Origin of the sequence: Pseudomonas sp. PDM24 (assembly GCF_019218905.1) — a bacterium.
GTDB lineage: Bacteria > Pseudomonadota > Gammaproteobacteria > Pseudomonadales > Pseudomonadaceae > Aquipseudomonas.
This window is the reverse complement of sequence record NZ_JAHUWR010000007.1, coordinates 34,660-48,294: the sequence shown is the minus strand read 5'-3', so window position 1 is coordinate 48,294 and position 13,635 is coordinate 34,660. Positions and strand designations below refer to the sequence as shown.

Sequence of the window (13,635 nt, the reverse complement as noted above, 5' to 3'; positions counted from 1 at the left end):
ACTACAAAAAACAGTTCAGCAAGAACTCATAACCAAGAGGCACTGATGGATCGCAACACTACATGCACAGACGTCAATCCACGCCACACCGGCTCATTTTTTCGGAACACATATTCGGTGCTTGCGCTTTACTGGAAAAGCGAGGAAAAACTGTTCGCTTGGTGTGCACTGGTCGCATTGGTAGTGCTTTCATTGCTAGCCGTGGGCACCGCTCTGGCTATCAATGAATGGTACAAGCATTTCTACAATGCCATTCAGGACTTGGACGCCCATGCGTTTTACAGCCTGGCAGCAGTGTTCATCGCAATCATCTCGTTTTCCGTGCTGCGCTCGGTGTTGACGACGTATCTGGTGGACATCTTTGCCCTCAAATGGCGACGTTGGCTGACCAATCACTACCTCAGCGCCTGGATGCTCAAATCAAACCGTCCCGAGCAGATCGAACAGCGTGTCGATAACCCAGATCAACGCATTGCCGAGGACATCAACAAGTTTACCTACGAAACCATCGACCTGGCCTGCGGCCTCATTTATACACTTGCCAGTGTCATCTCCTTCAGTGTGGTACTGATTGGCATTTCAGGTGACGCCACGTTGTGGGGGGTTAATGTCCCCGCCTACATGTTCTGGGCAGCCATTCTGTATGCCCTGGTCGGTACGTACATCAGTCAGAAAATTGGTTTCAAGCTGGTGTCCTTGAGCAACAACCAACAACGTTCGGAAGCAGACCTGCGCTACTTCCTCGTCCGCTTTCGCGACGACACCAAGACGCATTCGACCAACAACGGACGTCACGCCGAAAAAGCCTGCATCAGTGAAAAGCTCGATATCAGCCTGGCCAACATGCGCCGCACCATTAAGGTCAAGATGCGCCTGTCATTGTTTACCGAGAGTTACAGCCAACTGTCTCTGGTGTTCAGTAGCTTGCTCGCCGTTCCTCGTTTCTTTGCCGGCAGCATCATGTTCGGTGATGTTATGCAGATCAATTCGGCGTTTGGCAACCTGTGTGAAAATTTGAGCTGGGTCATCAATGCCTACCACCGCCTTGCCGACTGGAAAGCGACTACCGACCGACTCATTTCGTTTGATGACGCGCTGGACCTGGGCATCGAAGTCAAACCCCGGCCTGAGTATCGCCCTGCGCTTACCCCATAGACCCAATGACGTCCCCCTGTATCTAGGACCTATACATGCCTCTCCAAGCTGCCTTATCTGAATTATTCATCCACGCCAAAGCCGCGGGTATAGCCGGTATCTTTCAGTTCATATTTTCTGAACAGCAAAGTTTTTGGATCTGCGCACCCACTTCCACCATAGCTCGGCCTGGTGTACACCCCGGAGCCGTTGTAACAATCTCCCTGGAGGCGTCTGTCTTCCTTGCGATCATGCGAGGGGCAGCCGACATTGAAGAACTCTTCTCTCAAGGTCAGCTGAGCATATCCGGGAACATCGGCCGCGCCACGTTGCTTCCTTCACTCATCAGCGCTGCTCGATTCTCCGGGGGAAAGGCAGTGCATGTCGAAATGGACCGTCGCTACCTTGCTCGCCCACGCTTCAGTGAACAGCTTTCGATGCGGGTTGATATGAACGGAGAAATTGAACGGCGCCCGAAGTGCCAGGTTTCGGTAGAGGAATTCAATACCCATTATCGCGCTAATGGCATCCCGCTGCTGCTCACCGAAGCCCTTACTGACTGGCCCTTGTTTAACATGTCACGCCCTGCCGTCATAGAACACCTAGGTAATGTCCAGGGCATTACTCGCCATGGCGACTATGCTAAGAAAGCCTTCTCCTCCGAACGTGACTTCCGGGCCACCTGCCTAATCGACTTCATTGCCACTCTAGATACCGCAGGACACCAAGGTAGCTGCGAGCCGTCAACCTACATGGGCAACAACCGAGCTCCGGAACAGCTGCTCCAACTGATCAGGTTCCCCGATTACTTCAAAAGGAGTCTATATCTTCCCCCGCGCTTCTGGTTGGGCCCGAAAGGTACACTAACCCCACTTCATCGTGATGACTCCGACAATTTTTTTGCTCAGGTTTGGGGCGAGAAGGCGATACTGCTAGCCGCACCGCACCACCGCGAAGCATTAGGCAGTTGGTCAACTTCACCCCAGGGCGGGCTGGAGGGCTGTGACTTCAACCCTTCCTCTCCGGACTTCGACAGATTTCCTAAGGCGAGACAGGTGAAATTCTTTCACCTTCAACTACGACCTGGCGATATGTTGTATCTACCCGAAGGCTGGTACCACGAGGTCAGCTCGTTGAGCTTGTCACTCTCAATAAACTTTTGGGTGAACGCCGTTCGTAGCGAGACTTATGCATTGCTTGGGGATTGAGCATCTCTCGAACTCACTGGGCGGCTTAAGCTGGGTCTCAATGAAGGGTAATTGTTGTATGCCCAGAGGTTCGACTGAACGTATGCGTCCGGGGAACCCGTCTTGCGCAACTAAACCGGTTGCCATCTACACGGCAGCAACTCGGCAATCTCACTCGCCCGCTGCGTCGGCCAGTTCTTGCGACCCAACGCCCATGGCCGGATCTGGTTGTCGGGTAGTCAGACGCGGTCACGCCGAGTTCGAAGCTGGCTTTATAACCGCCAAAATCCCTTTCCAGTCTTGCAGGAAATTGCGCGCGTGCTCACCGGCGCGGCTGGGGCTGAAGTCATAACGACAGCCGCTGTTTGGCAGAATTGGCTGGTGGCGTAGGCCCAGACATAAGAGCGGTGGTTTTTCTTCAAACCTGGAGCAAGCATCTGCACCGGTGTTTAGCGGGCGCAACCTTCAGAATCGGAAGTTGGCCACTTCACCGTGAGCGTTTTCTGGCCAAGCGACAGCTCAATAACGGCCACCGCTTCCGTCTGCCGTTTGGCCGTGGGTCTTAATGGAACGAAAGCCGGCAACGGCTTCGGATCCACGGCGGCCTGATGTGACGACAGCTGTAAGAAGATCACCGCTTATCAAGGATGCGAAGCAAGGTTGTCAAATCGATTACAAGGGGGACAACGGAAAGCAATTTTATGAGGTATTCCAATTGGTATTCCAATCAAAATATAAAATAAAAATTAATGATAATAATCAATAGCATAAATGTCAGATTCAGATTACCCCGGCCCACCAATCCGAAAACGACAAAGCCCGCCAAGTGCGGGCTTTGTTGCATCTGGGGTTTGGTAAATTGTCAGATCCCCGCATCCACCTGTAGGAGCGCGGCTTCCCCGCGAAGAGGCCAACCAGACCCGCACAAATCACCCGCGGTCAAAGAGGCAACCATCACCGCGATCGCCCGGAGATGCCATGCGCCAAGCTCTCCTATCATCGACCTTCAGCCATGCTTCGCCACCGTCGAACGCCACCGTCGAACGCCACGACGAATCCAGAGAGTCAGGAGTTCCTCAATGATTTCGATCAAGCTAGGCTTTTCTAAAGGCGCTAAAAGCCCCTTTGCAGACTTCATTCGTAATGCCAAGTCCGATCAGAAGAAGCGTGTCTACCGTGAAGTGCTGAATGAGGCTACCAAACAGCAGAACCTCGTGATGATGGAAGCTGAAGCCAAACGAGGCTAATCGCACGTCCTAAAATAGCCCGGCTCAATGCCGGGCTTTTTTATTCTATTTGGCCTCGTCCTAGGAAATTTCCCGCAAGCTGTGGCGAACTCCATGAACTGGCGAGTAACGATCAGTAAAGATAACCTTCCGTCTTCGCTGCAACCCGGCGAACGGTTTTGACAGGCCGAAAAGCGTAGGGATCCCTAAATTTCCGGAGTTCCCCCATGAAAAAGACCAAACCAAAGCCACGTGGAAACCCAGTCACTCCAGAGTCGGAAACCCTCGACCTGACCCAACTCTCCAAAGCCACCCAACGCGCCGTCAGCGCCCGCTTGCGCGACCCGAAACAGCCCGATCCGGTGAGCCATGTTTTCACCATCCTCCCCGACGTCGACACACCCACCCTGCTCGCTCACGCCAGCGAAACCCTGGCCTCCATGAATGTCATGACCACCGATCTGGCCGACCAGCTCGAAGGCTCGCATCGCAATGTGGCATTGGCGATTCAGCAACTGGCCGTGCTGGCCGAGATGTTGATCAACCGAGCGCTGGATAACCTCGATTCACCTATGCCGGCGGTCACGCCCGTCTGCCACTGAGTGATCGCGCTCGTTGATCGAATGGAGGTTTTGTCATGGATAGATACATGCCGGTCACCGGCATCGACTGCACCATCGCGTCGCTGCTGATCGACACCGAAGCGCCGCTGGACGTGCTGCATGAAACGGCGGCCTACCGCATCCGCACGGCGACTCAATTGCTGGAGAGTTTCGCTGTGAACGAAGGCGTTCACAGTGAGCTGGCGCGGGTGTTGGTGACTTCGCTGCGTGATGGCTGCGATTTGCTGGATGTGGTTGGGCGAAGGTTACAGATGCAGGTTTCGGCGTTGTAACGAACCCAGCATGTTACCCCAACACAAAAAGGCACCTGACGAACATATCGCAGGTGCCTTTTCTGGATTGTGCGGCATTAGATGACTCAACAGTAGGTTTCATGATCTGTAACTTACTGTCGACTCAATGGACGCAGAGTCGCCACGCTTTCGGCCTTGTATAAAAAAAGGATTTCTCTGACAGATTAGAACCACGTCATCCTGGGAAATTTCCCGCAACCTGTAGCGACTTCCATGAACTGGCGAACAACGTTTCCGGCAGATAGTCTTCACGCTTCGCTGTAAACCCTGCGGACGGTTTGACAAGCCCGAAATAGCGTAAGGATCCCTAACCTCATGGAACGCCCTTATGAAAAAAATCACCCTGCATTTAGTTGAGAATACGGCCACTTCAAAGCCTGAAACCCTCGACCCAACCCAACGCCCCCAAGCCACCGAGCGCGCCGTCAACGCCCGCCGGCGCAACCTGAACAGGAACATCTTCAGCGTCCGCCCCGACGTCGACACGCTCACCCTGCTCTCTCATGCCAGCGAAACCCTGGCGTCCCTCAACGTCATGACTCTGGACTTTGCCAACAAACTCGATGGGCCTCAGCGCAATGTGGCGCTGGCGCTTCAGCAATTGACGATGCTGACCGAGCTTCTGGTCAACCGAGCGCGGGATAACCTCGATCCGAACGCTTCGGTGCCGGCGGGCAAGCCTCCCGTTGTTCACTGAGTGATCGAGCGACGACTACAAACGCAGATTTCGGCGTAGAAAAGCAAAATGGGCGGCCTCATTGAGGTCGCCCATTTTTGCTGATGCCGTCGTTGCTACATCTAGAAGCCTAAGTCCTGAATGCGCTATGCCGGCAGTCTTTGTTGCTACCCAAAACTCAGTGCAAATGGCGCACGCTTACAGTTTTAGCCAGGCGATTACGTAGCTGCTCCAGCACATAGCCTTCCGGCAGGTTCATCTGGAAGATAGGGTGCAGGTCTCGTCGACGAAACTCGTCGGGGCGAACGGGCATCGTCAAGCTGATTGCCATGTTGGGTAACGCATCTTCGTCGTAGCGGAAAATGAAATCCTCCGCGCTGGTGAGGATTCGGCCGCTGCTCCCTTCGGGGGTACTGACTTTGAGCGAGGTCATTTTCATTAAAACAGCTCACCAAGTTCTTCCAGGGTCGGCATGGCTGCCGGAATGACAGCAAATTCGCAATCCAGAGCACCTAACACCCGCGCATAAGCACTCATGCTCACAGAAAGAGTGCCCTTCTCTACTGCGATGACTTTCTGCCGAGTCAGCCCGGCGAGTTCGGCGAGATTTGCTTGCGTCAGGCTACGATTCATACGCTTTTCGCGTATTTGCTTACCTAAGCGGGAGATCAACAGAGAATAATCCATGTTCATTTACCGTGACATTTATATTTAAATGTACCGTATGCATAACATTATTGCGACTCCCCCGGTATCTCGTTCACTCAGAGGCCACGCCAAAGGCCTTCCATCCACATGAATTTTTCTTCACCCCATCACCTCTCCCCAACCTGTACATTGCCCTCGCTCATTCAAGAAACTACGGTTTGCCCGCGCTCCCGCGGGCTTTTTTTTGTCTGCGGTTTTGTTGGCGGTCAGTTCAAATAGCCCGCGCAGGGGAAACCTTCGGCAGTTCCTGCAGGCATTTCAATCGATACAAATATTCCTGCTCCCCATGCTGCTGCGAACACCGCGCCTGATAACACTTCCTGATCAAGCCAAAACCGGTCGCTTCAGCCAGCCGTTGGCTCGCCACGTTGGCCACGTCTATGGTCAGGTAAAACGTGAAACCGGGCAGGCTTTTGATCAATTCTTCGAGCGCTGTGCGCATATAACCTTTGCCCGAATACTCGGTATTGGCCCAGTAGCCGACGACGTAGCGGTTGCGGTGCCGGGGCTTCAAACCAATGCAGCCGATGATCGTGTGCGCCGCATCGTCGACGATAAACAGCCGCCGCTCACCTGTTTCGCTTTTGAATTCATCGACTGCCCGCGCGAGGAACGATCGGGCCTCGTCCTCGGTGGTGTAGGGTTTGGCCCAGGGCAGAAATTCGGAATGGGTGGTAAAACTGGCGTTAAGCGCATGCTGCAACGCTTTACACCATTGGGGGTCGGGGGCACTCAATCTCAATGTATGAGTGCCCACCGTCAGCGAAAGCTCCATTGCATCTTCCTTGAATTCAAACTCCGTAGCGTCAAACAGTAGCAGTGCCAGGAAGGACACTGCTACTCAGGCGTTCAACGGCCTCCCGGCCTAAATCTCCGCGTTGGCGGGTGAACTCGTAAACGGTTCAACGACAGTTCGCTCAGCCTGCTGTCGCACCGGTAGCTCCAACCGCGCCCGCCCATAGAACGCCAACGCCGTCAGCAAACATGCCAGCCATACAAAGATTCCGGCCCAGAAGGTGTGGGACATGTAGTGCCAACCCTGTAGAACCCGCGTCGTGCCGTAAACGAAACCGAGCAGCAGCGAGCCGTGCATCACCGCTTTGGAATATCGCCAGCGGTAGCGGCGAGCCACAAAGTACAGCGCGAGCATCGTGAAGCCGCCTGATGCATGCCCGCCTGGCCAGCAGCGACCGTCGCCTGCGACTTTCAGCAGGTCGAAATTCTGATACCACTCCTTGTGTTCGATTTTGCCGGCGTACTGGGTCGTTTCGACCGGGCAATACACACTGGTGTGGCCTTTGAGGTAGTGGATAACGCCAGTGCTGATGGAAAACGCGAACACCACATAGAGGAAGTCCCGACGGTGTTTACTGGCGAACCGAAGTATCGGCGCGACTTTGATTTTTTCCAGGAGTGTGATGATCTTCGAATGTTTTTCAGCCTTCAGTCGCGGCCAGAGAAACGACAGCAAAGCGCCAATCATCGCGACCTCACCAGTCCAGTTCGGGATGATCCGCGCCCATTTATGAGTGATTTTTTCGAACAGATGGACATGCTGTAACGGAAACAACCGTGTGGCCGGATCATAGAAAAGATCGCTGAAGGCGATGTCTATCTTGGTAATGTCAAACAACAGGAACACCACGACCGCGCAGGCCAGCGGAATACCGAAGTTCACCCAGTAAAAGCGGTAACGGGAAGCAGTCAGCATCGTACGTCCTGATCCAGAGGGATGATGGTGAGGCTCATTCAGTGGTCACCGAATGCCAGTCGGAGGCTTCGATGAAACCGAGCATGCGCGGCGGCTGAGACTTTTTGGCGGAGATAAACAGAGAAGCGCCATAACCCAAGGTCTCGGTCGATAACTTGAGATCTTTTTCGAGTTGCGCCATGCATTCGCTGTGGGTCACCAGAATCAGGTTGCGTCCGGCTACCTTGTGCGCCAAGGCATCGCGCAGCATGTTGTCTCTGCAGTGGACCAACCAGTCTTCGCCGACGCCGACCTTGTTGAACATGTAACCGGCGGTTTGCGCCGTGCGCATCACCGGGCTGTTGTAGATGTCAGCCCGATCCAGCCCCAGATGCTCGAACTGCGCGCCGACACTCACCGCCACGCTACGGGAGCGATCGGTGATGCCATCGTTGCCGATCAGGCAGGCGGCCGTGGAGTGATCACAACGCTCGACGTGGCGCACCAGCACGATCATGTCGCCTTTGGCCCACCCGGTCGCCAACGCCCGGGCACCCGCCACATTGCCATGGGCCAGGTCTGGGACGGCGGCGGGTCGCAACAGCCACACGGTCAGCGGAATAACCAACAAGGCAGATGCCAGCACGACTGCAGCGTTTCGATAACGGGCCAAACGGCTCAGATCGATCGAGCGTTTTATCCCGAACAGACTCAGTCTCAATTCCACATCAAGCCGCCTCGCCGGGATACACCATTGTAATTCGATGTCGCGAGGGTAAAGAGGCGCGCGTCGGCAGCCGGTGAAACCCATGTGAAAAAAAGATTAAGACTTGCCCAAAAATCTTGTTACAGAATCCGTCCAACAAAATCCTTTCAGCTCCCGGGATTGCTGCCGATACAGACCTGCTAACCCCCTTGCTGGCTCTTAAAACAACAATCTTCCAGCCAACCGACGATCAAGAAGCACAACGTTCCTGGAGGAATATTGATGAATAGCTGGTTCGGTAATATCAGCGTGAACCTGAAACTGGGCCTGGGATTCGGCCTGGTCCTGGCACTGACCTGCGTCCTCGCCCTGACCGGCTGGACGAGCCTGGGCGGGTTGATTGACCGCAGCAACTGGATGAGCGACATCACTCAGCTCAACGCCGGCCTGACCAAGCTGCGTGTGGTTCGCCTGCAATACATGCTGACCAACGGTGACGAAACCGCCGCCCAGAATGTGCAGACCACCCTCGACGGCTTCGTCGCTCAGCAACAAGCGTTGCTGTCGAGTTTCAAGAGCCCGGAAAACGTCAAGTTGCTCAAAGAGCAGAGCGCGACCATCAGCGCCTACCAGATATCCCTGAACAAAATGCGCAGCGCCTACCGCACCGGTAACAGCGCCCGCGACGCCATGGGCGCCAATGCTGAAACCGCCAACACGTTGATCGAAGCGATCAGCACCCGCGTGCAGCAAATGCCCCTGAGCGACCAACGCTTCGAACAGTTCCAGGCCATTACCGCGGCCAAGGAAGCGTTCATCCTGGCTCGCTACGAAGTGCGTGGTTACACGGCTAACACCAACGCCGAGACCGAGCAAAAAGCCGTCGCCCAACTGGACACGGCCATCGCCAGCCTGAAACAGCTCAGCGTGTATTTCGCCGAGACCCAGCAAGATGCGCTGCGCCAGCTGGAAACCGCGCTGAGCAACTACCGCAGTGCCTTGCAAGCGTATAAAGCCGCGAACACCGAGGCGGTGCAGGCGCGCAAGGAAATGACCGAACAGGGTGCCACCATCGTGACCCTGAGTGACCAGCTGTATCAGATCCAGCTCGACCGCCGCGACGCCGAAAGCGCCCAGGCCCGCACGCTGCAACTGATCAGCACCTTGCTGGCCTTGCTGGTGGGGGTCATCGCCGCCGTAATCATCACCCGTCAGATCACCGGCCCGTTGCGCGATACCCTGGCCGTGGTCGAGCGCATCGCCAGCGGCGACCTGTCCCAGGACGTCAAAGTGACCCGCCGCGACGAACTCGGCGTGCTGCAGCAAGGCATCGCACGCATGGGCGTGACCCTGCGCGATTTGATCAGCGGTATCCGCGATGGCGTCACCCAGATCGCCAGCGCTGCCGAAGAATTGTCTGCCGTGACCGAGCAAACCAGCGCCGGGGTCAACAGCCAGAAAATCGAAACCGATCAAGTGGCCACCGCCATGCACGAGATGACTGCCACGGTGCAGGAAGTTGCGCGCAACGCTGAAGAAGCGTCCCAGGCCGCAGCCGCCGCTGATGGTGAAGCGCGCGAAGGCGATAAAGTGGTCAACGAAGCCATCGCCCAGATCGAACGCCTGGCCAGCGAAGTGGCGCGCTCCACCGAAGCCATGAGCGTGCTGCAGCAGGAAAGCGACAAGATCGGCAGCGTCATGGACGTGATCAAGGCCGTGGCCGAACAGACCAATCTGCTGGCCCTCAACGCCGCCATCGAAGCAGCTCGTGCCGGTGAAGCCGGTCGTGGTTTTGCCGTGGTGGCCGACGAAGTTCGCGGCCTGGCCCAGCGCACACAGAAATCCACCGAGGAAATCGAAGGCCTGGTGGCCGGCCTGCAGAACGGCACCCAACAAGTGTCGGTGGTGATGAACAACAGCCGCGCCCTGACCGACAGCAGTGTGGCGCTGACCCGCAAGGCCGGCGTGTCACTGGAAAACATCACCCGAACGGTGTCCAACATCCAGTCGATGAACCAGCAGATCGCTGCCGCTGCGGAGCAACAAAGCGCCGTGGCCGAAGAGATCAGCCGCAGCATCATCAACGTACGCGACGTGTCCGAACAGACCGCCGCCGCCAGTGACGAAACCGCTGCGTCCAGTGTTGAGCTGGCGCGGTTGGGTAATCAGTTGCAGATGATGGTGAGTCACTTCCGGGTGTAACCCCGTGCCCCAGACCCGCCAGTACCGTTATTGGTGGGTCTGGGCTTACCGGCAAAGGCCACGACTATTCGCCGTTCAGAATCCTACAACCTTCCCGCCCAATTCCTCCTGCCAAGTGGCGAAGTTTCCAGTTCCCACTGAACGAAGGAGCTGACAGCGTTCCCGCCTGCCACACCGTAATGTCGATCTCTCCACCTCCTCAGAGACGCATCGGCATGGACGACACCCCCTCAACCGAGAACAACACTAAATCCTTACTCGATACATTGATCGAGGCCTACGCCCCCGAAGGCAAAGCAGCAGAATTTGAAAAGCTCGTTAAAGAAAAGCTCGGGCTTACCTCGGTGTTCGATATCACCGGGATGACCGAAGCCGACTTCAAGGGCCGTTTAGCTACCGAGATCAATAACGACAATGCCCACGCTGGCAGCATCGACGCCAAGTCACTCTATAACGACGCAAGATGTTACGCCGCTCAGATCAGCCACCTCTATCGGGAGCAGCGCACGTCAGACGGAACGGCACAGCATCAATGGCATCCCTTGGGCATTCGTGCGGTCGAGAAACAGGGCCCTACCTATACCCATCTGTTCAAAGAGAACTGGGACGACGCCTGTAAGAATGATTCGATCGCCGCCATCGATTCACCGGTCGCCTACCTTAGAGCGCTGTACCGGTTTGCCCTGCAACTGGAATCCAGCACCTCGCAAACATCGGATGAAAAAACCAACCGAATCCCGTTGGCAAAACGCCGCCCGGATCTCGCCGGTCTGTCGATTGATCAGCAAAGCACCTTCACTGCGCAACCGATGCTCGGAATCGTCAATGCGATTCTCGACAAAAACATTCAGAACGCGCTGCAGACCACCGATGACAAAGGCAAGTCGACCTATGAGGTTTTAGCGCATAGATATTACCCCTTTGCCCTTCCTTATGAGTTTTTCCATCATCAGTGCCTGCTGGGACTGAGCGCGAACAAACCGACGCTCGGAGAGCTGAACTATCTCATCAGTGATTCCCTTCCTCTCACGCCTTCCAGAAATTCTTCGTACGGCAAGGTGCTGAAGACTGCGTCTCATGAAGCTCAGATGCTGATGTCCGGGCTTGGTCCGAAACAGCAAGCGTTGCTGACAGCCTGGGCCGAAAAAAACCTGACACATGAGGTACACACACAACTCCCCCCCGAGGAACAGAGCGAGCGCAAAGGCAACTACTGGGAAAGAATCTTTGGCGCGTCGATTTCCGACCTGAAAAAAATTCCGACCTTTCTGGAGCTAACCGAACTTAAGGCCGAGCAAATGGAAGCATTGCTGGCACAAGGTAAATTCGCGCCTCGCACATCCCCTCATTACTCCTTGGGGGTACCTTTTTCCCGGCCCTATGGTGCCCGTTATGTAAATGGCCCTGTCGTTGCCGATGATAAAAGCATGACATTGGACAACGAAAATAAGCCTGGCGAAATCGCCAATGCGACCGAGGACAAACTCGAACGCCTGCATCGAATGATCCGCCTCCAGCGCTGGCTCGCAATTCCGTTCAACGAGCTGGACATTCTGATATGCAGTGCGTTGGAGTCGCAGTTGCGAGTCAATGCAAAGATGCAACTCGACAGCTATGTCATTCGAGCTCTCGGTGTTTATCGTTTTTTGAACCGGCGGTACTCGATCACAGCTGAAGACTTTGCAGCGCTCCTACACCAGATATCCCCATGCGCTATCGGCGATAATATTTCCCTATTCGATAAGGTATTCAATAAAGCCCGGCTGTTCGAAAAGCCACTGAAGCTCGATGGCCGAGACTTCCAGGCGAACGATTCGGACCCAGTCTCTCATACCATTCTCCAGCACTTGAGCGTCAGCCTGGGCCTGCCTCTGACAGAGGACTCGCTATTGCTAGTGGTCAAAAACACGCAGAAATACCTGGGTCCGCTCAAGTGTGACTTGCCCACGCTGTCATCGATTTATCGCCAGGCCCGGATAGCGCGAATGTTCGGTCTATCGATTGCCGAACTGTCGACGCTGGCAAATTTGCTGGGCGGGGAAAGTATCTCCAGGTGTCTGGTAACCGGTAGAGTCGTTCTGAGTGCCCCCCCTCAGGAAGCTTCTGCACACATTCTCGATATCCTGATGCAGTTGGACTGGATAACCCGCTGGATCAAGGAGTCCGCCTACGACATCCCGATGCTGCAACGTCTTCTTGAACTGCATCCCAATGACGACTATCTCTTGGTGGACTTGCAGCATCACCTCACCAAACTTGTCGCCGATACGCGCCAGTGCGCGGTAACCGCACAAGAATTGGCGATATTGGCACTGCCAGAAAAGTTTGATTGGGGAGCGAAGCTGGCGGATACCCTGCTCGATGATAAAGGTCTGGTAAAAAATTTCGCCCCTTCGATCAAAGACGATGTACCGCAGAAGCTGACAGATGCGCTGGATAAAATCTTTGTTGAGTTGGCGCTGGATGCGGATCCCGACAAAGACCTCAGGCTCAAGACCGACTGCAAGCAAAAACTTAAAAACCTTCTCCTGCTGGCCCATGATCGTCAGCAGCACCTGATCGAAGCGTTTCTGCAGGAAACCTTTTTGCTGCCCATGAACTGTGCAAGTGATGTAGTGGTGTGGGCGAAAACCTCCGTCCATCAAATTCTCACCGCAACGCTGGACTCAAAAAACTCCTACGAACTTGCGCGCACACTGCATCCCCTTCTGCGCCATACCGAGGCCGCTGTCCGGCTGCAGTTGAGTAACAAGGCTTTGCGCGCGTTCCTGAACACTCCCCGCTGGCTGGACACACCGGATGGACAGCTGAGGCTGTCGTTCAAAACCTTGTATCTGTTCGATCGCTTCAACCACTTCATGAATACTTACCAGCAGCCGGAAGAAAGCCTGCTGAGTTACCTGGAGTTCGCGAACTTCTTCGGTCGCGAGCCAAGTGTCGTCAACCTCCGCCTGGCCCAATTAATGAAATGGACCACGGCTGAAGTCACCGTGCTCGCCTCGAAGCTGATGTTCAAGCAGGCCACAACAATGAGAGACATCGATTGGGTCATGCGTTGCCACAACGCTTGCAAAGCTACCGGGCTTAACGCGACCGCCCTGCTAAATGCAGCATCCCTCGACAACAACAGTCCAGTCGCCCAATGGAAAACAGTCGGTGAAGCCGTCATGGCGGCCAGTCACTAAATCTC

At 55.2% G+C, this 13,635-nt stretch carries 12 protein-coding genes and 2 pseudogenes; 8 read left to right on the top strand and 6 right to left on the bottom strand.

All coding sequences use genetic code 11. From position 1 onward, the window contains the following. Nucleotides 1-45: 45 nt before the first annotated feature. Together KW837_RS21950 and KW837_RS21945 are read left to right on the top strand one after the other, a co-directional pair. On the top strand, nucleotides 46-1,155 hold the full coding sequence (locus KW837_RS21950) for an SbmA/BacA-like family transporter (RefSeq protein WP_218398612.1): 1,110 nt from the start codon (nucleotides 46-48) through the stop codon (nucleotides 1,153-1,155). A 35-nt stretch (nucleotides 1,156-1,190) separates the two neighbouring features. Then, the gene (locus tag KW837_RS21945; protein WP_218398611.1) at nucleotides 1,191-2,342 is read left to right on the top strand and encodes a cupin-like domain-containing protein; all 1,152 of its coding nucleotides are present in this window, start codon (nucleotides 1,191-1,193) and stop codon (nucleotides 2,340-2,342) included. Nucleotides 2,343-2,568: 226 nt separating this feature from the next. On the opposite strand, the pseudogene KW837_RS29145 reads toward KW837_RS21945, so the two are convergent. Continuing rightward, nucleotides 2,569-2,770 (bottom strand): annotated as a pseudogene (locus KW837_RS29145) (transposase); the annotation flags it as partial. Nucleotides 2,771-3,400: 630 nt separating this feature from the next. Between KW837_RS29145 and KW837_RS21935 the strand changes: the two are divergent. From KW837_RS21935 to KW837_RS21920, 4 genes are all read left to right on the top strand, one after another. Then, on the top strand, nucleotides 3,401-3,568 hold the full coding sequence (locus tag KW837_RS21935; protein WP_218398610.1) for a hypothetical protein: 168 nt from the start codon (nucleotides 3,401-3,403) through the stop codon (nucleotides 3,566-3,568). Between the two features lie 206 nt (nucleotides 3,569-3,774). Further along, nucleotides 3,775-4,149, top strand: a complete 375-nt coding sequence (locus tag KW837_RS21930) for a DUF6124 family protein (protein ID WP_218398609.1) — start codon at nucleotides 3,775-3,777, stop codon at nucleotides 4,147-4,149. 35 nt (nucleotides 4,150-4,184) lie between these two features. Further along, the gene (locus tag KW837_RS21925) at nucleotides 4,185-4,442 is read left to right on the top strand and encodes a hypothetical protein (RefSeq protein WP_007900566.1); all 258 of its coding nucleotides are present in this window, start codon (nucleotides 4,185-4,187) and stop codon (nucleotides 4,440-4,442) included. Nucleotides 4,443-4,791: 349 nt separating this feature from the next. Further along, nucleotides 4,792-5,160 carry a DUF6124 family protein gene (locus tag KW837_RS21920; protein ID WP_218398608.1) on the top strand — a complete coding sequence of 123 codons (369 nt, stop codon included), beginning with the start codon at nucleotides 4,792-4,794 and terminating at the stop codon, nucleotides 5,158-5,160. A 172-nt stretch (nucleotides 5,161-5,332) separates the two neighbouring features. On the opposite strand, the pseudogene KW837_RS21915 reads toward KW837_RS21920, so the two are convergent. The 5 genes and pseudogenes from KW837_RS21915 to KW837_RS21895 form a co-directional block, all read right to left on the bottom strand. Further along, nucleotides 5,333-5,578 (bottom strand): annotated as a pseudogene (locus tag KW837_RS21915) (HipA N-terminal domain-containing protein); the annotation flags it as partial. Beyond that, a complete protein-coding gene (locus KW837_RS21910) occupies nucleotides 5,578-5,826 on the bottom strand; it encodes a helix-turn-helix transcriptional regulator (RefSeq protein ID WP_218398607.1) in 249 nt (82 codons plus the stop codon). The pseudogene KW837_RS21915 and the gene KW837_RS21910, both read right to left, overlap by 1 nt. A 232-nt stretch (nucleotides 5,827-6,058) precedes the next feature. Next, nucleotides 6,059-6,622: a GNAT family N-acetyltransferase gene (locus KW837_RS21905; RefSeq protein ID WP_218398755.1), complete on the bottom strand. Its 564-nt coding sequence runs from the start codon at nucleotides 6,620-6,622 to the stop codon at nucleotides 6,059-6,061. A 90-nt stretch (nucleotides 6,623-6,712) separates the two neighbouring features. Next, nucleotides 6,713-7,558, bottom strand: a complete 846-nt coding sequence (locus KW837_RS21900; RefSeq protein ID WP_218398606.1) for a phosphatase PAP2 family protein — start codon at nucleotides 7,556-7,558, stop codon at nucleotides 6,713-6,715. A gap of 34 nt (nucleotides 7,559-7,592) precedes the next feature. Then, nucleotides 7,593-8,264 carry a histidine phosphatase family protein gene (locus tag KW837_RS21895; RefSeq protein ID WP_192346889.1) on the bottom strand — a complete coding sequence of 224 codons (672 nt, stop codon included), beginning with the start codon at nucleotides 8,262-8,264 and terminating at the stop codon, nucleotides 7,593-7,595. Nucleotides 8,265-8,525: 261 nt separating this feature from the next. Here KW837_RS21895 and KW837_RS21890 point away from each other — a divergent pair, with 261 nt between their 5' ends. Both KW837_RS21890 and KW837_RS21885 read left to right on the top strand, forming a co-directional pair. Then, nucleotides 8,526-10,445, top strand: a complete 1,920-nt coding sequence (locus tag KW837_RS21890) for a methyl-accepting chemotaxis protein (protein WP_218398605.1) — start codon at nucleotides 8,526-8,528, stop codon at nucleotides 10,443-10,445. Nucleotides 10,446-10,660: 215 nt separating this feature from the next. Continuing rightward, a complete protein-coding gene (locus tag KW837_RS21885; protein WP_218398604.1) occupies nucleotides 10,661-13,630 on the top strand; it encodes a Tc toxin subunit A in 2,970 nt (989 codons plus the stop codon). Nucleotides 13,631-13,635: the final 5 nt, after the last annotated feature.

Bases quoted from the DNA above. Each gene is read 5' to 3' on its own strand.
- KW837_RS21945 (WP_218398611.1), top strand. From the start codon at position 1,191: ATGCCTCTCCAAGCTGCCTTATCTGAATTATTCATCCACGCCAAAGCC.
- KW837_RS21935 (WP_218398610.1), top strand. From the start codon at position 3,401: ATGATTTCGATCAAGCTAGGCTTTTCTAAAGGCGCTAAAAGCCCCTTT.
- KW837_RS21925 (WP_007900566.1), top strand. From the start codon at position 4,185: ATGGATAGATACATGCCGGTCACCGGCATCGACTGCACCATCGCGTCG.
- KW837_RS21950 (WP_218398612.1), top strand. From the start codon at position 46: ATGGATCGCAACACTACATGCACAGACGTCAATCCACGCCACACCGGC.
- KW837_RS21920 (WP_218398608.1), top strand. From the start codon at position 4,792: ATGAAAAAAATCACCCTGCATTTAGTTGAGAATACGGCCACTTCAAAG.
- KW837_RS21930 (WP_218398609.1), top strand. From the start codon at position 3,775: ATGAAAAAGACCAAACCAAAGCCACGTGGAAACCCAGTCACTCCAGAG.
- KW837_RS21900 (WP_218398606.1), bottom strand. From the start codon at position 7,558: ATGCTGACTGCTTCCCGTTACCGCTTTTACTGGGTGAACTTCGGTATT.
- KW837_RS21905 (WP_218398755.1), bottom strand. From the start codon at position 6,622: ATGGAGCTTTCGCTGACGGTGGGCACTCATACATTGAGATTGAGTGCC.
- KW837_RS21890 (WP_218398605.1), top strand. From the start codon at position 8,526: ATGAATAGCTGGTTCGGTAATATCAGCGTGAACCTGAAACTGGGCCTG.
- KW837_RS21910 (WP_218398607.1), bottom strand. From the start codon at position 5,826: ATGGATTATTCTCTGTTGATCTCCCGCTTAGGTAAGCAAATACGCGAA.
- KW837_RS21885 (WP_218398604.1), top strand. From the start codon at position 10,661: ATGGACGACACCCCCTCAACCGAGAACAACACTAAATCCTTACTCGAT.